The following is a 19,257-nucleotide window of genomic DNA, read 5'->3' on the forward strand; positions in this document are numbered from 1 at the left end:
CATGAGCGACAACGACATCACCGAGGTCGAGCACCTGGCCTGCGACGTCCTCGTGATCGGCGCGGGCGGGGCGGGCCTGCGGGCCGCGGTCGAGGCGCGGCTGGCGGGCAAGAGCGTCATCGTGATCTCCAAGTCCCTGTTCGGCAAGGCGCACACCGTCATGGCCGAAGGCGGCGCCGCAGCCGCCATGGGGAACGTCAACGCGAACGACAACTGGCAGGTCCACTTCCGCGACACCATGCGCGGGGGCAAGTTCCTCAACAATTACCGGATGGCCGAGCTGCACGCCAAGGAGGCGCCGGACCGGATCTGGGAGCTCGAGACGTACGGGGCCCTGTTCGACCGGACCGCCGACGGCAAGATCAGCCAGCGCAACTTCGGCGGCCACGAGTACCCGCGCCTGGCGCACGTGGGCGACCGCACCGGGCTCGAGCTGATCCGCACGCTCCAGCAGAAGCTCGTCTCGCTCCAGCAGGACGACGAGGCGGTGGGCGAGAGCCCCGACCGGCTCCAGGTCATCGACGAGACGACGATCACCGAGCTGTTCACCGAGGGCGGCGCGGTCAAGGGCGCCTTCGGGTACCGGCGCGGCACGGGCCGGTTCATCGCGATCGCGGCCCCCGCGATCGTGCTCGCCACGGGCGGGATCGGGCGGTCCTTCAAGGTCACGTCGAACTCGTGGGAGTACACCGGGGACGGCCACGCGCTGGCCCTGCGAGCCGGGGCGAAGCTGGTCAACATGGAGTTCATCCAGTTCCACCCGACCGGGATGGTCTGGCCCCCTTCGGTTCGCGGCATCCTCGTCACCGAGTCGGTGCGCGGCGACGGCGGGGTGCTGAAGAACGCCGACGGCGTGCGGTTCATGTTCGACTACATCCCCGAGGTGTTCAAGGCGCAGTACGCCGACAACCCCGAGGAGGCCGACCGCTGGTACACCGACCCCGACCACAACCGCAGGCCCCCCGAGCTGCTGCCGCGCGACGAGGTCGCGCGGGCGATCAACTCGGAGGTGAAGGCGGGCAGGGGGACCGAGCACGGCGGCGTGTACCTCGACATCGCGTCCCGGCGCAGTGCCGAGTACATCCGCGAGCGCCTGCCGTCGATGTTCCACCAGTTCAAGGAGCTGGCCGATGTGGACATCACGGCGGCGCCGATGGAGGTGGGCCCGACCTGCCACTACATCATGGGCGGCATCGAGGTCGACGCCGACACGACCGCGTCGGCGGTGTCGGGCCTGTTCGCGGCCGGGGAGGTCTCGGGCGGCATGCACGGCTCGAACCGGCTCGGCGGGAACTCGCTCTCGGACCTGCTGGTGTTCGGCAAGCGCGCGGGCGAGTACGCCGCCGCGCACGCCTCGGCGACGGAACCTCCAGAGCTCGCTGAGGCGGCGATCGCGGCGGCCGTGGAGGACGCTTTGCGGCCCTTCGGGAACGACGGCGAGAACCCGTACGCGCTGCAGGACGCGATGCAGCAGATCAACGGCCGCCTCGTGGGGATCATCCGCCGCGCGGGCGAGCTCGAGGAGGCGCTGACCGAACTGGCGGCGCTGGAGGAGCGCATCGCGAACGTCACCGCGATCGGCGGCCGGGCCTACAACCCCGGCTGGCACCTGGCGCTGGACCTGCGGAACATGTACGTCTGCTCGGTCGCGACCGCGATGGCCGCGCTGGAGCGGGACGAGTCGCGCGGCGGGCACACCCGCGAGGACGCGCCGGGCATGGACCCGCAGTGGCGCAAGGTGAACCTGGTGGCCTCGCTCGAGGACGGCCGGGTGCGGCTGGAGCGCCAGGCGGTGCCGGCGATGACGCCGGAGCTGCTCGGCCTGTTCGAGCAGACGGAGCTCGCGAAGTACATGACCCCCGAGGAGTACCAGTCCTCGTCGACAGAGGAGGAGAGCCGATGAGCGAGAGGACCTTCCGGGTGTGGCGGGGCGACGCCGAGGGCGGCGGCTTCGCCGAGTTCGACGTCGAGGTCAACGAGGGCGAGGTGATCCTCGACGTGGTGCACCGCATCCAGGCCGAGCAGGCGCCCGACCTCGCGGTGCGGTGGAACTGCAAGGCCGGCAAGTGCGGCTCGTGCTCGGCGGAGGTGAACGGGATGCCGCGGCTAATGTGCATGACCCGCATGAACCTCTTCGAGGAGGGCGAGGCCGTGACCATCACTCCCCTGCGGACGTTCCCGGTGGTGCGCGACCTCGTCACGGACGTGTCGTTCAACTACGAGAAGGCCCGGCAGATGCCGGCGTTCGCGCCGCCGGAGGGCCTGGAGCCGGGCGAGTACCGGATGCAGCAGGTCGATGTGGAGCGCAGCCAGGAGTTCCGCAAGTGCATCGAGTGCTTCCTGTGCCAGAACACCTGCCACGTGGTGCGCGACCACGAGGAGAACAAGCCGCCGTTCTCGGGCCCGCGCCTGTTCATCCGGGCCGCCGAGCTCGACATGCACCCGCTGGACGCGCGCGGTGACCGCCGCGAGCAGGCGCAGGACGACCAGGGCCTGGGCCTGTGCAACATCACGAAGTGCTGCACCGAGGTGTGCCCCGAGCACATCAGGATCACCGACAACGCGATCATCCCGATGAAGGAGCGCGTCGCCGGGGACCGCTACGACCCGCTGGTGTGGCTGGGCCGCAAGATCTTCCGCAAGGGGAAGAGCGGGCAGCCGGGCTGACCGGCACTGCGCGACGAGGCCTTCGGCGATGCTGCGGGGCTGGCCGGGGATGGAGACCTCGAGGATGGCGTTCAGGCCGAAGCCGTCGCCGCCGTCCAGTTTGCCGATGCCGACGCTGGCCTGGACCTCGGAGGCGCCGAGGTCGACCTTCGCCGAGCGGGCGATGCTCTGGAGCGCGCTGTGGAAGCAGGCCGCGTAGCCGGCGGCGAACAGCAGCTCGGGGTTGGGGGCGCCGCCGGGGCCGCCGAGCTCGGGCGGCATGCGGACGTCGAAGTCGATGAGGCCGTCGCCGCCGGTGACGTGGCCGTTGCGGCCTTCGCCGGTCGAAACGGCATGGGCAGTGTAAAGCGCCTTCATGGTGTCTCCTTCTCACTCGGTGGTCTCGCGGGTGCGGATGGACTCGGTGAACTCGTTGAGCTTGTCGCGCAAGGCGACCAGCTCCTCATAGGACATCCCGGAGGCGCCGCCGACCACTTGCGTGACCTCGCAGCCGCGGCTCTCGAGCGCGGCCCCGGCCTCGGTGAGGTGCACGGTCACGCGGCGCTCGTCGCCGGCGTCCGCACCGCGGCGGCGCTCGACGAACCCGGCGGCCTCGAGCCGCTTGAGCAGCGGGGAGACGGTGCCGGAGTCGAGCTGGAGCGCGTCGCCGAGGGCGGTCACGGTGAGGCCGTCGGTCTCCCACAGCGCCATGAGGACCAGGAACTGCGGGTAGGTCAGCCCGAGCTGGTCGAGCATCGGCCGGTACAGGCCGATGACCGCGCGGGAGGCGGTGTACAGCGCGAAGCAGGCCTGCTCCCGGAGCCGGGGTGTCTTGTCCATGCACACGAACATAGCGCACAACTAAGTTGTGCGCAATCTAGTTGTGAGCCACTAGTCAATCGGGCCGAAGCGGACGTGCCGCCCGATCTCCCGCAGGGCGCCTTCGGGATCGGCGACCACCGCGGGCGGGAAGTTGCCGGTCATGAGCAGTCCGGCGAAGCCGTGGACGAGCGACCACGCGCCCAGCGCGCTCGCGTTGAAGTCCGGCGGCGCCCCGTCCGGCCCGGGCTTCGCATCCCCCGCGCCGCGCACGAGCGCGGCGCGCGAGCGGGCCTCGGCGCGGGCGAGGTCGGGATCGTCCTCATGGAGCAGTTCAGGTCGGAACATCGTCTCGAAATACGCCTTGTTGTCGATGGCGAAGCGCACGTAGGCGATCCCGACCTCGACGAAGTCGCCCGTGGCCGCCCAGGCGGTGTCGAGCGCGTCGGCGAAGCGGTCGTAGCCCTCGGCGGCGACGGCGGTCAGGAGCCCGGCCTTGTCGCCGAAGTGGTGGGCCGGCGCGGCGTGCGAGACGCCCGCCAGCTTGGCGACGGCGCGCAGGCTCAGCGCGCTCGGCCCGGTCTCGGCGATGGACGCCACGGCGGCGTCGATGAGGGCCCGGCGCAGGTCGCCGTGGTGGTAGCGATCGGTCACGAGAGCCACTGTAGCGCGGATCTTGACAGTGTCAAACACCACTGCGGCCACCGAGGCAACTAACTTGACACTGTCAAGACCGGGGCGTACGTTGGGTTCCACACCACACACGATTGGAAGCCCCTGATGTTCGAGTCCACTCTCGCCCTGAGCGACGCCTCCCGCATCATCGCCGGGATCGGCCTGCTCACCATCGTCACCATCGAGTTCGGCGGCATGTTCCTGCTCAGGATCGCCGCAGGCAAGGTCCCGCTCACCGACTTCCAGAAGTCCTTCTCCCGCGCCGGGCACGCCCACGCCGGCGTCCTCGTCATCCTCAGCCTCGTCAGCCTGATCCTCGCCGACGCGACCGGCCTCGACGGCTTCTGGGGCTGGACCGCCCGCATCGCGATCCCCACCGCCGCCGTCCTCATGTCCGGCGGGTTCTTCGCCGCCATGGCGGGTGCGGGCCGCACCGCGCCGAACAGGTTCATCGCGATCGTCCTCGTCGGCGCCGCGAGCCTCGCCCTCGGCGTCGTGACCCTCGGCATCGGCCTGCTGCTCGCCTGACAGAGCCGGGTCCCGCGCCCCGGCCACGCCGAACCAGCCGCCCGGCCCCCGCCGGGGCGTGGGCCCCCACTCCATCCTCGCGCGCGCCGTGCAACGGCGCCACGGGCCCGCCTAGACTTGACCCTCGTGAAACTCAGCATCGGTATCGTCGGCCTGCCCAACGTCGGCAAGAGCACGCTGTTCAACGCGCTGACCCGCTCGGAGATCCTCGCGGCGAACTACCCGTTCGCGACCATCGAGCCGAACGTCGGCGTCGTCGCCGTCCCGGACGCCCGGCTCCCGAAGCTGGCCGAGGTCTACGACTCGGAGAAGATCCTCCCCGCGACCGTGACCTTCGTCGACATCGCGGGCCTGGTCAAGGGCGCCTCCGAAGGCGCGGGCAAGGGCAACAAGTTCCTGTCCAACATCCGCGAATGCTCCGCCATCGCACAGGTCGTGCGGGTCTTCGAGGACGGCAACGTCACCCACGTCGACGGCCGCGTCTCCCCGATCGACGACATCGAGACCATCAACACCGAGCTGATCCTCGCGGACCTCCAGACCATCGAGAACGTCCTGCCGCGCCTCGAGAAGGAAGCGCGCATGGACAAGACCAAGGCCCCGAAGGTGGCCGCGGTCAAGCAGGCCCAGGAGGTCCTCGACGGCGGCAAGACCGTGTTCGCCGCCGGCCTCGACACCGAGCACCTCTACGACCTGCACCTCTTGACGGCCAAGCCGTTCATCTACGTGTTCAACGTCGACGAGGACCAGGTCGGCGACGAAGCGCTGGCCGCCAAGCTGCGCGCCCTCGTCGCGCCCGCCGACGCGGTGCTCCTGGACGCCAAGTTCGAGTCCGAACTGGTCGACCTGGAACCCGACGAGGCCCGCGAGATGCTGGAGTCCACCGGCCAGAGCGAGCCGGGCCTGGACCGCCTCGCGAGCGTCGGCTTCCACACGCTGGGCCTCCAGACCTACCTGACCGCGGGCCCGAAGGAGACCCGGGCGTGGACCATCCCGCGCGGCGCGACCGCCCCCGAGGCCGCCGGCGAGATCCACACCGACTTCCAGCGCGGCTTCATCAAGGCCGAGATCGTCTCCTACGACGACCTCATGGAGGCCGGCACCATGCAGGCCGCCAAAGCCGCCGGCAAGGTCCGCATGGAGGGCAAGGACTACGTCATGGCCGACGGCGACGTGGTCGAGTTCCGCTTCAACGTGTAGACCTCGCCACTTCCGGGAACGCAGACCCCGTGCGCGGCAGCGCCTTCGGGCTCCGAGGCACGGCAATCCCGCCGTGCCCAGGTTTAAACACGCCTTTCCTTGAGCACTAAGGAATCTGACGCCGCGACGTTCGGTCGCGGCGTCTTCGATTCGGAGGTGGGCCATGCAGCGTGAGCCGAGACAGCGGGAAGTCGCGGTCGTGACCGGCGGCGGGCAGGGCATCGGCAGGGCGATCACCGAACGGCTCCTCGGCGACGACCGCGCGGTCGTCGTCATCGAGCTGCACGACGAGCAGCTCGAATGGCTCGACGAGGCCATCAGCGAGAGCCGGGCCTGGGTGGTCGTGGGCGACGCGGGCGACGACGCCGTCGCCGCGCGGGCCGTCGCCGCCGCCGAATCCCTCGGCGCGCTCACCGGCTGGGTCAACAACGCCGCGGTGTTCCGCGACGCCTGGCTCCACGAGGCGGGCGGTGCGGCCGTCGCGGAGCTGGTCCGGCGCAACCTCCAGCCGTGCCTGGCCGGGTCGGCCGCCGCAGTGGCCGCGTTCCGCGTCCAGGGTGTCCCCGGGAGCATCGTCAACATCTCGTCCCATCAGGCGCAGCGGGCCGTGCGCGGAGCGCTGCCCTACGCGACCGCCAAGGCCGCGATCGAGGGCCTCACGCGGGCGCTGGCGGTCGATTACGGCCCTTGGAACGTGCGGGTGAACGCGCTCGCGCTCGGGTCGGTGGCGACCGAGCGGCTGCGGGCGCTGGAGGACTCCGGTACGGCCGTGTACGCGCAGGTCGAGGCGGCCATGCAGGAGCTGCATCCGCTCGGCAGGGCGGGCGAGGCGGGCGAGGTGGCCGACACGGTGGCGTTCCTGCTCTCGGAGCAGTCGTCGTTCATCAGCGGCGCCGTGCTGCCGGTCGACGGCGCCCGCTCGGCGCAGGGCCACGACCCGGAGGCCGTGGTGCCCTCCTGAGAGGGCGCGGCCATGCCGTGAGCGTGCCGCGCCATTCGCGTCAGTGCAGGCGTGCCCGGGCATGAAGAAGGCGGACCGGCGGGGAGGTGGGGTCCCCGGCGATCCGCCGTGCGGTTCGGGTCATTCGCCCCGTCTGAGCCAGCGGAAGCGGCCCTTGGAGCTCGGGTCCTGCTGTGCCGCGAGCTCTCCTGCGATGGTGATGTAGGCGGTCTCGACGCGGCCCGCGAAGGTCACGTCGGTGAGACTGAACCCGCCTTCGCTGGCGAGCACGATGAGCGTGGCTTCATCGGTGCGCGAGACGTCCGGCCTGACGCCGAGCGTGTCGGCGAAGATCTTGATGTGTTCGGCGAGCTCCGCGTGCTGGGAATCGTCGAGCGGCAGCGACCGCGACAGGCGGCCGGCATCATCCGCTACCCAACCATTGAGCTCCCTCAGTGCATCCAGCAGCACGTTGTCGTCTTGCTCCGTTCTCCCCATATGGCACCGTCGCCATTTCGTCCTGGCCGCGACCGGCAAAGCGGTGCCCTGCCTAGGCAGGGCGGCGGCCGATCAGTAAGGTGGTCTGATTCGGCTCCGACGGACACGGGGGCTTCGTGTCTGAATTGTCGCCGGATCTTTATCGTTTCTGAACCGAGTCTTGCGCGTCTCCCAGTTTCTGTCCAGACCGGCAAATGGGATTAATCGGTAATACCGGCTTCCGCGGGACAGTTCTTGTCTGGTTTTGTGCTGGTGGACACGATTCCTGACCGTAGGGGCGACGCAACATCATCCGAACGTATGAACAACACGTTGCTCACTAGTGATCACTGTTCGTAATCTGACGCGCGAAAGATAACGAAACGCCCTCAAACCGGCAACGGCCGCGAAGCCTGGACGACACCGCGGCGCCGATAAGCTCTTGCGGTGAACGAACCGCGTCCTGAGCCGCCGAGGGTCGTCGTCGGCGCCGCGATCCGCGCCGGGCACCGCATCCTCGCCGCCGCCCGCGCCTACCCGCCCGAACTCGCCGGGCTCTGGGAGTTCCCCGGCGGCAAGGTCGAGCCGGACGAGACCGAGGCCGAGGCGCTGGCGCGCGAGTGCCGCGAAGAGCTCGGCGTCGAGATCGCGGTCGGCGAGCGCGTGGGCGGCGATCTCGCGACCGGCAACGGGAGGTACCTGCTGCGGGTCTACTTCGCGGACCTCACCGAGGGCGAACCGCACGCCAAGGAGCACGCGGAGCTGCGGTGGCTCGCCCCCGGCGAACTCGACTCCGTGCCGTGGCTCCCGGGCAACCGCCCGGCCGTCGACACGCTCCGGGAGCTGCTCTCCTGAACCGCCTCTAGAAGCCGCCCCTAGAAGAAGGTGTGCACCGCGTCGACCACCAGGCCGGTCTCGTCGTCGACGACGGGGATGAGGCGCCACTTGTCGAAGGCGGTGCAGGGGTGGGAGAGGCCGAGTTCGACCACGTCGCCGACGGCCAGTCCTTCGGCGCCGGTGAGGTGCAGGTGCTGGTCGCTGATCTGCGGGCACCGCGCGGCGGTCGCGTCCCATGCCCCGCTTCCGTTATGTCGCAGCGGGATCGGAAGGTCCTGGTCGAACGGGAGGTCGCGGCGGCCGGCGTCGAGGATCGCCAGGCCGGGCTCCGGTCGGGAGAGGACGGTCGCCCGCGCGCGCAGTGCGGGCAGCAGGACCGGTCCGTCGCCGCCGCGGGCCACGGGGGTGGTGCGGGCGTAGCAGCCGTGGTCGTGGACGAGGTAGGAGCCCGAGCGCAGGAGCACTTCGGCGCGGGGGGCGAGCGGGCCGAGCACGGCGGCGACCCGGTCGAAGTAGGCGCTGCCGCCGGCGCTGACGACCGGCCTGTCGGTCTCGAAGTCCAAGGCCGCGAACAGGGTCGCGAGGTCGCCGAGGTAGTCGTCGACGGCCGCCAGGTCGGCCGCGCCGGTCCCGGAGGCCACCGCGCCCTCGTATCCAGCGACGCCCGCGAGCCGCAGGTTCGGGGCGGCTTCGACACCGGCGGCGACCTTGAGCGCGGCCTCGATCCCCCGCGCCCCGGCCCGGCCGCCCGTCGCGCCGAGCTCGACGAGTACGTCGATCGACGTAGCCGCCGCCTCCGAAACCCTGACTTTCGGCACCTCGGAATCGGAAAAAAGACACATGCGGGCCCCTTCACCGGCCCATAGGCTTAGTCGGACGGCCGCGGCAGGGTCGGCGATCTCGTTGGCGATGAGGATCCGGGGCACGCCGAACCGGTGGGCCACACCGGCTTGGAAGAGGTTGGCGACGGTGATCGCGGCGGCGCCGGCATCGAGCTGGCGCCGCCAGAGCTGGGGGGCCATCGTGGCCTTGCCGTGAGGGGCGAGCGAAAGGCGCCGCTCGGCGCACCAGGAGGCCATGGAAAGGAGGTTGTGCTCAAGGGCCTGCGCCGAGAGCGTCACGACGGGGGTGGGGAGGGTGGGGGTGGGGGGCCCCGAAGCGATCCACTCGGCGATCGTCAGGCCGTGAGCCGAGGCCGGAACGCCCTTGTGGCGCCAGTCGAGGACCTCGTCGTGGAGGGCGCGCAGCCGGGTCTCGTCCATGGCCCACCTCCTTAATTGGAATGTATCTTTACTATATGACCGAGAAGATCGCGATCCACACCACGGCCGCCCCGGCCCCCGCCCACGCCTTCCCCCAGGGCGTCCGCAAGGGACCGCTGCTCGCCGTCTCCGGCCAGGGACCCGTCGATCCGGCCACCGGCGCGTACCTCCACCCCGGTGACGTGCGGGCCCAGACCCGCCGCACCCTGGAGAACGTCGCCGCGATCCTCGAAGCCGGCGGCGCCGGCATCGGCGACGTGATGACCCTCCGGGTGTACCTCGCCGACCGCGCCGACTTCGCCGCGATGAACGAGGTCTACGAGGCGTTCCTGACCGAGAAGACCCCCGCGGGCGTGCCGTTCCCGACCCGCACCACCGTGATCTGCACCCTCCCGAGGGCCGAGATGCTGGTGGAGATCGACGCCCTGGCCTGCATAGACTGACGCTCCGTGCCGAACGAGGGAGGGCGCCGAGTGGCCGCAATGGACATCGTGATCCGGGGAGCCGAGGTCGCCGACGGCACCGGCTCGCCCCGGTTCCGCGCCGACGTCGGCGTCAAGGACGGCCGCATCGCGGCCATCCGCGCCGACCGTCACGACAGTGCTCGGCTCGACCGTGCCCAACACGACAGCGCCCAGCTCGACGGCGCCCGCGTCATCGACGCCGAAGGACTCGTCCTCGCCCCCGGGTTCATCGACATGCACGCCCACTCCGAGCTCGCCGTCCTCGCCGACCACGACCACCTCGCGAAGCTCGGCCAGGGCTGCACCCTCGAAGTGCTCGGCCAGGACGGCCTCTCCTACGCGCCGGTCGACGAGACCACCGCCCCGCAGATGTGGGAGGCCATCGCCGCATGGAACGGCCGCCTCGACGTCGACTACGACTGGCGCACCGTCGGCGAGTACCTCGACCGCCTCGACCGAGGCATCGACAACCGCGGCATCCCCACCAACGCCGCCTACCTCGTCCCCCACGGGACGGTGCGGATGCTCGCCATGGGCTGGGACGACCGCGAACCGACCCCCGCCGAACTCGAGGCCATGAAAGCCCAGGTCGCCCAAGGCATGGAAGACGGCGCGTTCGGCCTCTCGGCCGGGCTGAGCTACGCGCCGGGCATGTACGGCAAGACCGGCGAGCTGGTCGAATTGTGCAAGGTGGTCGCGAGCTACGGCGGCTACTTCGGCCCCCACCAGCGCAGTTACGGCGCGGGCGCGATGGAGGGCTACGCGGAGATGATCGAAATCGGCCGCGGGGCGAGCTGCGCCCTGCACCTCGCCCACGCCACCCTGAACTACGGCGTCAACGAGGGCCGCGCCGCCGAACTCCTCAAGCTCGTCGACGAAGGGCTCGACGAAGGGCTGCCGATCAGCCTCGACACGTACCCGTACCTGCCGGGCATGACGATGCTCGCGGCGCTGCTGCCGAGCTGGTCGGTCGCCGGAGGCTACGGGGCCCTGACCGAGCGGCTCCGCAGCACCGAGCTGCGGGCGCGGATCATCCGCGAACTCGACGTCGAGGGCACCGACGGCGCGAACGGCGTCCCGGTCGACTGGTCGAAGATCGAGATCGCCGGGGTCGCGAAACCGGAGCTGCGCGACCTGGTCGGCCTCCGCGTGAGCGAGGCCGCCGGGGAGCGGCCCGCTTCGGCGTTCTTCCTCGACCTCGTCGAGCGCGACGAGTTCGGGACCGCCTGCCTCATGCACGTGGGCAATGAGGAGAACGTCCGCGCGATCATGCGCCACGGCGTCCACACCGGATCGACCGACGGCGTGCTCGCGGGCGACAAGATCCACCCGCGCGCCTGGGGCTCGTTCGCCCGCTACCTCGGCCACTACACCCGCGAACTCGGCCTCATGGGGATCGAGGAGTGCGTGGCCCACCTGACCGGAAGGCCCGCAGCGGTACTCGGGCTGAACGACCGGGGCCTCGTGAGGGAGGGCTTCGCGGCGGACCTGGTCCTGTTCGACCCGCAGACCGTGGACGCCCGCGCTACGTTCGCCGAACCCAGGCAGCAGGCCGCCGGCATCCCCTACGTGTTCGTCAACGGCGCCTTGGCGATCGAGGACGGGCGGCGGACCGACGCCCTGTCGGGCCGTTCGATCCGCCGCCCCTCGCTCACTCGCTGAGGAGGCCGGGTCACCCCTGCGCCGCGACGGCGAGGTCCTCCCAGTCGGCCCAGGTCTTGAGCCGGTCGGCGTAGGCCTGCTGGACCATCGGGTAGAAGCCGGTGCCGAACAGGATCCGCACGGGCGGGTCGTCGTGGTCGGCGAGGGTGAGGAGCGCCTGCGCGGCGGCGGCCGGGTCGCCCGCGGGCTGCTTGCCCGCGAACCCGGCGAGGCGTTCGCGCAGGGCGTCGTACGCGGGGAGCTTCTCGGCCATGTGGCCGTTGTTCATCGGGTCGGGGTTCTCACCCTGCCGGGTGGCGAACCCGCCGGGCTCGATGATGGTCACCTTGATGCCGAACTCGGCTACCTCCTTGGCGAGCGCCTCGTTGAAGCCTTCGAGGGCCCACTTGGAGGCGCTGTAGGCCGCGCCGAGCGGGACGGTGATGAGGCCCGCGGCCGAGGAGAGCTGGAAGATCCGCCCGCTGCCCTGCTCGCGCAGGTGCGGCAGCACGGCCTGGACGACCCAGGCGGCGCCGAACACGTTGGTCTCCATCTGGTCCCGCAGCTCGGCCTCGGAGAGCTCTTCGACGGCGCCGATCTGCGCGTACCCGGCGTTGTTCACGACCACGTCGATGCGCCCGAAGTGCCCGACGGCGCGCTCGACGGCCGAGAAGACCGCGGCCCGGTCGGTGACGTCCATCGCGAGGGGCAGGACCGCGTCGCCGTACGTCTCGACGAGGCCGCCGAAGCCCTCGACGCCCCGGGCGGTGGCGGCGACCTTGTCGCCGCGCGAGAGGGCGGCTTCGACGAACTGGCGGCCGAGGCCGCGGGACGAACCGGTGACGAACCAGACCTTGCTCATGGTGGTGTCTCCTTCTGCATCAGTGGATGACGTGCGTTCGGTACTTGAACCGGACGGGCGCCGAATCCCTGACAGAAGGCCGCTATGAAGCACGACACACACCGTTCGACGGCGTCGCGACGAGGTGCGGCCGCCCCGGGAGGGGTGGCATCTGAACGGCGGCTCGTTCGAGTGCGGTGCCGCTCCCCGGACTCGGCGGGAGCGTCGTCTTTCCGAGGGCGGCAGCCGGGTCGCGCCGCTGGCCCCCGGCAGGCTGAGGGGCGGCGGAACGGAGGCTTGCCCCCTCTTCCGTTCCGCCGCCCCGGTCTCGCACCGGCGCCCCGCCACTTCGGCACGGCACCGGCGCCCCGCCGAGACGACTGCGCCGATGCTCGCGAAGCGGGCTTCGGCGAGCGGCGCGCCGGACGCCTTTCACTGCAAGCCGATCGCGTCGAGCCGCCTACTTCAGGCCGGAGGTCGAGAAGCCCTGCACGAAGAACCGCTGGAAGAACAGGAACATCAGCAGTACGGGCAGGATGAACATGGTGCTGCCGGCCGCGAGCAGGTTCTGGATCGGGAAGCCCTTCTCGTTGACGTATCCGGCGGTCATCTTCACCGCCAGGGTCGTGGTCTCATCGCTGAGCAGCAGGCTCGGGGCGATGAAGTCGCCCCAGCTGGCGGTGAAGGTCAGGACCATGCAGGCGGCCAGGATCGGTCCGGACTGCGGGATGAAGACCTGCCAGAAGATCCGCACATGGCCGCACCCGTCGAGGATCGCCGCCTCTTCCAGCTCCTTCGGGATGCCCGCGAAGAACTGGCGGAACAGGAAGACCATGAACGCGGCGCCGCACAGGCCCCACAGGATCCACGGCACGTAGGTGTCGACCAGCCCGGCCTTGGCGAACATCAGGTAGGTGGGGATGAGCGTGATGATGCCGGGCATCATCATCGTGGAGATCAAGAGGCCGAACCAGAACTTCTTGCCGGGGGCCGAGAGCCGCGCGAACCCGTACGCCATCCACGCCGACGAGACGGTGGTCAGCACCGACGTGATCGTGGCGAGGATCAGCGAGTTGCGGGCGTAGCCGAGGTAGTCGATGAAGGTCAGGGCGTCGATGTAGTTGTGCCACTGCGGGGTCGCGGGGAACAGCTGGATCGGGAAGACCGAGAGCTCGTCCGGGGCCTTCAGCGAGGTGAGGACGAGCCAGCCGAGTGGCCCGGAGAAGATCACGGCGAGCGTGATCAGCGTGAGGTACAGGGCCGTGAGGCGGGCTCGGCGCGCGATGTCGACGTTCATCAGCCCTCCTTCCGCTCGGTGGGGTCGACGCCGCCGTAGAAGACGGCGCGGTTCCCGATCTTGAACACGATGCCGGTGATGAGCAGGACGAACAGGAACAGCACCCACAGCAGGGCCGAGGCGTACCCGAAGTGGCTCTTGGCGAAGTACTCGGCGTAGACGTGCACCATGAACAGGTAGTTGCCCTCCGGCACGGCCGTGACCGCGGCGGGGCCGTTGACCGGTGCGAGCAGCAGCGAGGGCACGAAGACCTGGAGCGATCCGATGACGCCGGTGACGACCTGGAAGAAGATGATGGGGCTGAGCAGGGGCAGGGTGATCTTGAAGAACGAGTAGGCCGGACTCGCGCCGTCTACTTTGGCTGCTTCGAGGAGTTCCCTCGGCACGTCCTGCAGGGCGGCGAGGGAGATGATCATCGAGCCGCCGACGCCCCACAGGATCATCAGGATGAGCACGAAGCGGGTGTACGGGTCGGCCAGCCACGAGACCGGTTCGCCGCCGGCGGCGCCGACGACGGCGTTGGCCGCACCGGCGTTCTTGTCGAAGATGATCTTGAAGGTCAGTGCGGCGGCCACGCCGGGCACCACGGCCGGCAGGTAGAACAGGGCGCGGAAGAGCGTCCGGCCCTTGAAGTCGCGGTTGAGCATGACCGCCATGACCAGGCCGGCGGCGACGCCGGTGGGCACGGTGGCGAGCATGAAGATCCCGGTGCGCCCGAGGGACGCGAGGGTCTGCTGGTCCTGGAAGACCCGCACGTAGTTGTCGAGTCCCACATAGGACCAGTTCGGTGAGAGCCCGTCGGTGTTGGTGAGGCTCATCCAGAACGCGTAGCCCAGCGGGAACAGCGTCAGGAGCACGAACCCGGCGATCCATGGGCCGACGAACAGGTAGAACGTCCGCGTCCGCTGCCCGGCCCGGCCCCGGGTGCGGCGGGGCCGGGCCGGTGCCGCGGGGGGCGTCGCTCGCGACGCCGGCAGCGTCGCGGTCACTTCACCAGCTCCTTGCCTTCGTCCAGGAGCGCCTGCATGTCGGTGTTGAGCGTGTCGGCCAGCGCGCCGGCCGAGACTCCTTCGTTGATCGCGTCGGGCAGGTACTGGTTGAGGACCGCGTCGAGCGCCTCGACCTTGACGTACGGGGAGAAGGACAGGACCTTGAAGTAGTCGGCTTCGGCTTCGGCGGCGGCGAGGGCCTGCTCCTGGGCGGGGGTGCCGGTGGGGAGGTCGGCGCGGAGGGAGAGGAGGCTCGGCAGGCCCCATCCTCCGGCGGCGCGTTCTTTGGCCGGGTCGCCGCCCATGAACCATTCGAAGAGCCGCCAGGCGTCGTCGTGGTGCTTGGAGGCCTTGGGGATCCAGTAGCCGGTGGCGCCGAAGCAGGGGCTGATGCGCTCGCCGCCCATGGTGGGGGCGGGGGCGAGGCGGGACGTCGCGGCGAGTTCGGGTTCGGCGGCGATCGCGCCGCCGAACCAGTAGCCGGACCAGGTCTGGGCGAGGCGTCCGGTCTGGTAGGGGGGCCAGTCCCAGCCGTCGGGGTTGGGTTCCACGGGTGAGAATCCGACTTTGGCGCGGGCGTATTCGAGGTACCAGGTGAGCGTCTGCTGCGCTTCGGGCGAGGAGAAGTCGACGGTGCCGAGGTCTTCGGAGAGGAGGCTGCCGCCGGCGGAGGCGGTCATGTTGGCGAGGCTGATGAACAGGCCGAGGCCGCCGGCGGAGAGGCCGTAGACGGTGGTGGTGCCGCCGTCCTTCTGGGTGAGTTCTCTGCCCATGTCGAGCCATGCGTCGTAGGTGACGGGTTCGGTCTCGGAGGGGTAGGCGAGGCCGGCGGCGTCGAAGAGGGCGGTGTTGTACCAGAACATGGCGTCCTGGGAGTAGTCCTTGGCCATGCCGTAGCGGGGGCCTTGGCCTTGGACGGTGCCGTCGTAGCGCCAGACGTCGTTGACCGGGTCGAGGTCGTCCGCTTTGAGCAGTTCGCTGGAGGCGAAGTAGTCGTCGAGGTCGAGGGCGAGGTCGCGGGCGACGAAGTAGGGGGTCTCGACGGCGCCGAGGCCGCGGACCAGGTCGGGCGCGGTGCCGCTGGCGAGCATGGCGGTGAGTTTGGTGTTGTCGACTTCGACGCGCTTGATCGTGAGGTCGAGCTGCGCTTCCGCGGTCTTGAGGAATTCGGGGCTGAACTCGTTCTCCGGCGCCATGATCGTCAGCGTCGTCTTGCCGCCGGCGCCGCCGCCTGCGGAGGGGGCGCAGGCGGTGAGGGTTCCGGCTCCGGCGGCGGCCGCCGCGCCGAGGGCCGTGCCGCGCATGAGGTTGCGGCGGGTCAAGGGTGCCTGGGACACCGGCGTCCCGAGGGATCCACGCATGGGTTTTCGCCTTTCAGGGAAGGGGTACGAAAGTCTGTGGACGAAGGCTAGCCCTCGTCACATAAGTACGTCAATAGTCTTGACACAGATTGTTGGACCGCCTGTATGATCGGCTCATGCCCCGGACGAAGAGCGGATCACTCCAGTCACTGCGCCGCGCGAACCAGGAACGGCTGCTGACCCTCTTGCTGCGCAAGGGACCCACGCACCGCGCCGAGCTGGCCCGCCGCGCCGACCTCTCGCGCACGACCGTGTCGACGATCGTCACCGACCTGATGGCGCGCGGTCTCGTAATCGAACGGGACGGCGACCCCCACGGGGACGGCCGCGCCAAGGAGACCCTCGCGGTCAATCCCGGCGCGGCCGTCGCGCTCGGCCTCGACTTCACCTTCGACCACGTCTGGGTGCACCTCTCCGACCTGGCGCACAACGAGATCGCGGGCGCCGGGCGGGCCGTGGACCCCGACCTGGGCTGGGCCGAGCGCATCGACGTCGCCGCCGACCTCCTCGACCGGCTCATCGGCGAGCACGCGCTCGACCGGGGCCGGATCGTGGGTGCGGGCGTCGGCCTGCCCGGCCCCATCGAGCAGGCCACCGGCATCGTCTCCACCTCGCTGCCCGACCAGCCGTGGTCCCATGTGCACGCCGCGGACGAGTTCAAGCGACGCCTCCGCCTGCCCGTGGCCATCGAGAACAACACCCGGCTCGAGGCCGTGGCCGAGGCCTACAGCGGCGCGGGCCGGGGCGTGCGCGACCTCATGTACGTGGGCCTGTCCAGCGGCATCGCGGCCGGGCTCATCCTCGACGGCCGGGTCTTCCGCGGCGCGGTCGGCGCCGCCGGGGAACTCGGCCACACCTCGATCAATGTGGACGGACCGGCGTGCCCGTGCGGCAACCGCGGCTGCCTCGTCCTCCACGCCGGCATCCCCGCCGTCCTCACCGCGCTGCGGCCCCACTTGGGCGCCAAGGCGACCGTGGAGGACGTGCTCGCCGCCGCGGCGGCGGGCGACCGCGCGTGCGAAGGCGTGCTCGCCGACGTCGGACAGATGACCGGCCGCGTCCTGGCCAGCCTCTGCAACCTGCTCAACCCCGAGCGCATCGTCGTCGGCGGCGAGCTCGCCCGCGCCGGCGAAGTGCTCCTCGACCCCCTGCGCACCGCGATCCGCAGGTACGCGCTCACCCTCGTGCGCGACGTCGACGTCGTCCCCGCCGCCCTCGACCTCGGCGCCCGCGCCGGCGCCGTCGGCGGCGCGGCCCTCATCCTCCGCGAGCGCCCCGGCCTCGCCTCGGCCCTGGTCGACCTCACCGAACCCGGCGCGCAGCCGGGCGATACGACCGCCGGCGGGCGATAGGGTCGGCCGCATGCATCGATTCGAGGGCAAGACCGCCGTCGTCACCGGCGGCGCCAAAGGCATCGGGGCGGCCACCGCGCAGCGCCTCGCGAGCGAGGGCGCGGTCGTGTACCTCGCCGACATCGACCGCGAGCAGGGCGAGCAGACCGCCGCCGACCTCGGCCCGAACGTCCACTTCGTCCAATGCGACGTGGCGCGGGCCGCCGACTGGGCGGCGCTCGCCGCCCAGATCGAAGGCGCCCAGGGGAACGTCGACGTGCTCGTCTCCAACGCGTACGCGATCCGCTTCGGTGCGGCGCACGAACTCGGCGAGGACGACTGGGACCGGGTCCTCGACGTGACCCTCAAAGCCCTGTACCTCGGCGTCAAAGCCCTCGCACCGCTCCTGCCCGAGGCCGGCGGCGCGGTCGTCGCCGTCTCCTCCGTGCACGCCCACGCGTCCTTCCCCGGATTCGCCGCCTACGCCGCCGCGAAAGGCGGCGTCAGCGCGCTCGCGCGGCAGCTCGCCATCGAGTACGCCCCCGCCGTGCGCGTCAACACCGTCGTGCCCGGCCCCATCCTCACGCCCCAGTGGGACCCCGTCCCGGCCGAAGGCATCGCCGACGAGACCGGACGGACCCTCCTGGGGCGCATGGGCGGCGCCGAAGAAGTCGCCGCCGCCATCGCCTTCCTCGCCTCCGACGAGGCCGGCTTCATCACCGGCGCCGAACTGCCCGTCGACGGCGGCTGGCTCATCCGGCACCGCTGACCCACCTCCACAAGAGATAGAGGCTCCCTTGAACATCGCCAGAATCGAGACCTTCTTCGTCCGGCCCCGGTGGCTCTTCGTGCGCGTCGAGACCGACGACGGCCTGGTCGGCTGGGGCGAGCCGATCGTCGAGGGCCGCGCCGAAGCGGTCGCGAGCGTCGTCGAAGCGCTCGCCGACCGGCTGATCGGCGCCGACGCCTCCCGCATCGAGGACCACTGGCAGGTCATGACCAAGGGCGGCTTCTACCGGGGCGGGCCCGTGCTCTCCAGCGCCGTCGCCGGGATCGACCAGGCCCTGTGGGACCTCAAGGGCAAGTCCCTGGGCGTCCCGGTGTACGAGCTGCTCGGCGGCGCGGTGCGCGACAAGGCCCGCGTCTACACGTGGATCGGCGGCGACTCCGCCGAAGCCCTCGCCGACGACGCCCTGCGCGCCAAGGCGAACGGCTTCGACGCCGTCAAGTGCAACGCCGCGGCCCAGCTCGGCCGCATCGAGACCGCCGCGCAGGTCCACCGGATCGTCGACCAGTTCACCGAGCTGCGCGCCGCCGTCGGCGACGAGATGGACTTCGCGATCGACTTCCACGGCCGCTTCTCCACCGCGATGGCCCGCCGCGTCCTGCCCCTCCTCGAACCGCTGTTCCCGCTGTTCGTCGAGGAGACGGTGCTGCCGGAGTTCTCGCGCGACCTCGCCCGGATCACCGCGAGCACCTCGATCCCGATCGCCACCGGCGAGCGCCTGTACTCGCGCTGGGACTACCGCGACGTGCTCAGCACGGGCATCGCGGTCGCGCAGCCGGACCTCTCGCACGCGGGCGGCATCTCCGAGGTGCGCCGCATCGCCGCCATGGCCGAGGCGTACGACGTGGCCTTGGCCCCGCACTGCCCGCTGGGGCCGATCGCGCTCGCCGCGAGCCTCCAGGTCGACTTCGCGTCCCCGAACTTCCTGATCCAGGAGCAGAGCCTCGGCATCCACTACAACGCGGGCAACGACCTGCTCGACTACCTGGTCGACCCGGCGGTCTTCGCGTTCACCGACGGGCACGTCGCGCGCCCGACCGGCCCCGGCCTGGGCATCGACGTCGACGAGGCGGCGGTCCGCAAGGCCGCCGAGGACCCCCACCGCTGGCGCAACGAGATCTGGCGCCTGAAGGACGGCTCCTTCGCAGAGTGGTGATCGGCT

Annotated in this window: 18 protein-coding genes and 2 pseudogenes; 11 read left to right on the forward strand and 9 right to left on the reverse strand. The window is 70.6% G+C overall.

What is annotated here, in order from left to right; genetic code table 11:
* Position 1 precedes the first annotated feature (1 nt).
* Both QWI33_RS10760 and QWI33_RS10765 read left to right on the forward strand, forming a co-directional pair.
* Positions 2 to 1,903: a fumarate reductase/succinate dehydrogenase flavoprotein subunit gene (locus QWI33_RS10760; RefSeq protein ID WP_289955456.1), complete on the forward strand. Its 1,902-nt coding sequence runs from the start codon at positions 2 to 4 to the stop codon at positions 1,901 to 1,903.
* Positions 1,900 to 2,658 (forward strand): annotated as a pseudogene (locus QWI33_RS10765) (succinate dehydrogenase/fumarate reductase iron-sulfur subunit); the annotation flags it as partial. The gene QWI33_RS10760 and the pseudogene QWI33_RS10765, both read left to right, overlap by 4 nt.
* A gap of 72 nt (positions 2,659 to 2,730) precedes the next feature.
* On the opposite strand, the pseudogene QWI33_RS10770 reads toward QWI33_RS10765, so the two are convergent.
* The 3 genes and pseudogenes from QWI33_RS10770 to QWI33_RS10780 form a co-directional block, all read right to left on the reverse strand.
* A pseudogene (locus tag QWI33_RS10770) lies at positions 2,731 to 3,024 on the reverse strand (Ohr family peroxiredoxin); the annotation flags it as partial.
* Positions 3,025 to 3,036: 12 nt separating this feature from the next.
* A complete protein-coding gene (locus QWI33_RS10775) occupies positions 3,037 to 3,486 on the reverse strand; it encodes a MarR family winged helix-turn-helix transcriptional regulator (protein ID WP_289955460.1) in 450 nt (149 codons plus the stop codon).
* Between the two features lie 51 nt (positions 3,487 to 3,537).
* Positions 3,538 to 4,119, reverse strand: a complete 582-nt coding sequence (locus QWI33_RS10780) for a TetR/AcrR family transcriptional regulator (RefSeq protein ID WP_289955462.1) — start codon at positions 4,117 to 4,119, stop codon at positions 3,538 to 3,540.
* 126 nt (positions 4,120 to 4,245) lie between these two features.
* On the opposite strand from QWI33_RS10780, the gene QWI33_RS10785 reads away from it, so the two are divergent.
* The 3 genes from QWI33_RS10785 (at position 4,246) to QWI33_RS10795 (ending at position 6,829) form a co-directional block, all read left to right on the forward strand.
* Positions 4,246 to 4,668 (forward strand): hypothetical protein, encoded by a 423-nt coding sequence (locus tag QWI33_RS10785; protein ID WP_289955463.1) that lies wholly within the window; start codon positions 4,246 to 4,248, stop codon positions 4,666 to 4,668.
* A gap of 126 nt (positions 4,669 to 4,794) precedes the next feature.
* Positions 4,795 to 5,868 (forward strand): redox-regulated ATPase YchF, encoded by a 1,074-nt coding sequence (gene ychF / locus QWI33_RS10790; RefSeq protein WP_289955465.1) that lies wholly within the window; start codon positions 4,795 to 4,797, stop codon positions 5,866 to 5,868.
* A 163-nt stretch (positions 5,869 to 6,031) separates the two neighbouring features.
* Positions 6,032 to 6,829, forward strand: a complete 798-nt coding sequence (locus QWI33_RS10795) for an SDR family NAD(P)-dependent oxidoreductase (RefSeq protein WP_289955467.1) — start codon at positions 6,032 to 6,034, stop codon at positions 6,827 to 6,829.
* 120 nt (positions 6,830 to 6,949) lie between these two features.
* Here QWI33_RS10795 and QWI33_RS10800 read toward each other — a convergent pair whose 3' ends face one another.
* Positions 6,950 to 7,306: a hypothetical protein gene (locus tag QWI33_RS10800; RefSeq protein ID WP_289955469.1), complete on the reverse strand. Its 357-nt coding sequence runs from the start codon at positions 7,304 to 7,306 to the stop codon at positions 6,950 to 6,952.
* 426 nt (positions 7,307 to 7,732) lie between these two features.
* Here QWI33_RS10800 and QWI33_RS10805 point away from each other — a divergent pair, with 426 nt between their 5' ends.
* Positions 7,733 to 8,140, forward strand: a complete 408-nt coding sequence (locus tag QWI33_RS10805) for a (deoxy)nucleoside triphosphate pyrophosphohydrolase (protein ID WP_289955471.1) — start codon at positions 7,733 to 7,735, stop codon at positions 8,138 to 8,140.
* Between the two features lie 20 nt (positions 8,141 to 8,160).
* On the opposite strand, the gene QWI33_RS10810 is transcribed toward QWI33_RS10805, so the two are convergent.
* Positions 8,161 to 9,384: a type III PLP-dependent enzyme domain-containing protein gene (locus QWI33_RS10810; protein ID WP_289955472.1), complete on the reverse strand. Its 1,224-nt coding sequence runs from the start codon at positions 9,382 to 9,384 to the stop codon at positions 8,161 to 8,163.
* A 35-nt stretch (positions 9,385 to 9,419) separates the two neighbouring features.
* On the opposite strand from QWI33_RS10810, the gene QWI33_RS10815 reads away from it, so the two are divergent.
* Both QWI33_RS10815 and QWI33_RS10820 read left to right on the forward strand, forming a co-directional pair.
* On the forward strand, positions 9,420 to 9,827 hold the full coding sequence (locus QWI33_RS10815; protein ID WP_289955474.1) for a RidA family protein: 408 nt from the start codon (positions 9,420 to 9,422) through the stop codon (positions 9,825 to 9,827).
* Positions 9,828 to 9,866: 39 nt separating this feature from the next.
* Positions 9,867 to 11,510, forward strand: coding sequence for an N-acyl-D-amino-acid deacylase family protein (locus QWI33_RS10820; RefSeq protein ID WP_289955644.1), 1,644 nt, complete (start codon positions 9,867 to 9,869; stop codon positions 11,508 to 11,510).
* 10 nt (positions 11,511 to 11,520) lie between these two features.
* Here QWI33_RS10820 and QWI33_RS10825 read toward each other — a convergent pair whose 3' ends face one another.
* The 4 genes from QWI33_RS10825 to QWI33_RS10840 form a co-directional block, all read right to left on the reverse strand.
* Positions 11,521 to 12,351, reverse strand: coding sequence for an SDR family NAD(P)-dependent oxidoreductase (locus QWI33_RS10825; RefSeq protein WP_289955476.1), 831 nt, complete (start codon positions 12,349 to 12,351; stop codon positions 11,521 to 11,523).
* A gap of 439 nt (positions 12,352 to 12,790) precedes the next feature.
* Positions 12,791 to 13,627: a carbohydrate ABC transporter permease gene (locus QWI33_RS10830; protein WP_289955477.1), complete on the reverse strand. Its 837-nt coding sequence runs from the start codon at positions 13,625 to 13,627 to the stop codon at positions 12,791 to 12,793.
* On the reverse strand, positions 13,627 to 14,616 hold the full coding sequence (locus QWI33_RS10835; RefSeq protein WP_289955479.1) for a carbohydrate ABC transporter permease: 990 nt from the start codon (positions 14,614 to 14,616) through the stop codon (positions 13,627 to 13,629). Before QWI33_RS10835 ends, QWI33_RS10830 begins: the two co-directional genes overlap by 1 nt.
* Positions 14,613 to 15,977, reverse strand: a complete 1,365-nt coding sequence (locus QWI33_RS10840; protein ID WP_289955480.1) for an extracellular solute-binding protein — start codon at positions 15,975 to 15,977, stop codon at positions 14,613 to 14,615. Before QWI33_RS10840 ends, QWI33_RS10835 begins: the two co-directional genes overlap by 4 nt.
* A gap of 116 nt (positions 15,978 to 16,093) precedes the next feature.
* Between QWI33_RS10840 and QWI33_RS10845 the strand changes: the two genes are divergently transcribed.
* Genes QWI33_RS10845 through dgoD form a run of 3 tightly spaced genes read left to right on the forward strand, consistent with a single transcriptional unit; the run spans position 16,094 to position 19,251 of the window.
* Positions 16,094 to 17,329, forward strand: coding sequence for an ROK family transcriptional regulator (locus QWI33_RS10845; RefSeq protein WP_289955482.1), 1,236 nt, complete (start codon positions 16,094 to 16,096; stop codon positions 17,327 to 17,329).
* 10 nt (positions 17,330 to 17,339) lie between these two features.
* Positions 17,340 to 18,077: an SDR family NAD(P)-dependent oxidoreductase gene (locus tag QWI33_RS10850; protein WP_289955484.1), complete on the forward strand. Its 738-nt coding sequence runs from the start codon at positions 17,340 to 17,342 to the stop codon at positions 18,075 to 18,077.
* 28 nt (positions 18,078 to 18,105) lie between these two features.
* Positions 18,106 to 19,251, forward strand: a complete 1,146-nt coding sequence (dgoD, locus tag QWI33_RS10855; protein WP_289955486.1) for a galactonate dehydratase — start codon at positions 18,106 to 18,108, stop codon at positions 19,249 to 19,251.
* Positions 19,252 to 19,257: the final 6 nt, after the last annotated feature.

This window comes from Glycomyces tritici (genome assembly GCF_030403505.1).

What these genes read in the sequence shown, in the direction of transcription:
- QWI33_RS10760 (WP_289955456.1), top strand. Translation starts at nt 2, where the DNA reads ATGAGCGACAACGACATCACCGAGGTCGAGCACCTGGCCTGCGACGTC.
- QWI33_RS10775 (WP_289955460.1), bottom strand. Translation starts at nt 3,486, where the DNA reads ATGGACAAGACACCCCGGCTCCGGGAGCAGGCCTGCTTCGCGCTGTAC.
- QWI33_RS10785 (WP_289955463.1), top strand. Translation starts at nt 4,246, where the DNA reads ATGTTCGAGTCCACTCTCGCCCTGAGCGACGCCTCCCGCATCATCGCC.
- QWI33_RS10795 (WP_289955467.1), top strand. Translation starts at nt 6,032, where the DNA reads ATGCAGCGTGAGCCGAGACAGCGGGAAGTCGCGGTCGTGACCGGCGGC.
- QWI33_RS10800 (WP_289955469.1), bottom strand. Translation starts at nt 7,306, where the DNA reads ATGGGGAGAACGGAGCAAGACGACAACGTGCTGCTGGATGCACTGAGG.
- QWI33_RS10810 (WP_289955472.1), bottom strand. Translation starts at nt 9,384, where the DNA reads ATGGACGAGACCCGGCTGCGCGCCCTCCACGACGAGGTCCTCGACTGG.
- QWI33_RS10815 (WP_289955474.1), top strand. Translation starts at nt 9,420, where the DNA reads ATGACCGAGAAGATCGCGATCCACACCACGGCCGCCCCGGCCCCCGCC.
- QWI33_RS10820 (WP_289955644.1), top strand. Translation starts at nt 9,867, where the DNA reads ATGGACATCGTGATCCGGGGAGCCGAGGTCGCCGACGGCACCGGCTCG.
- QWI33_RS10825 (WP_289955476.1), bottom strand. Translation starts at nt 12,351, where the DNA reads ATGAGCAAGGTCTGGTTCGTCACCGGTTCGTCCCGCGGCCTCGGCCGC.
- QWI33_RS10830 (WP_289955477.1), bottom strand. Translation starts at nt 13,627, where the DNA reads ATGAACGTCGACATCGCGCGCCGAGCCCGCCTCACGGCCCTGTACCTC.
- QWI33_RS10840 (WP_289955480.1), bottom strand. Translation starts at nt 15,977, where the DNA reads ATGCGTGGATCCCTCGGGACGCCGGTGTCCCAGGCACCCTTGACCCGC.
- QWI33_RS10845 (WP_289955482.1), top strand. Translation starts at nt 16,094, where the DNA reads ATGCCCCGGACGAAGAGCGGATCACTCCAGTCACTGCGCCGCGCGAAC.
- QWI33_RS10850 (WP_289955484.1), top strand. Translation starts at nt 17,340, where the DNA reads ATGCATCGATTCGAGGGCAAGACCGCCGTCGTCACCGGCGGCGCCAAA.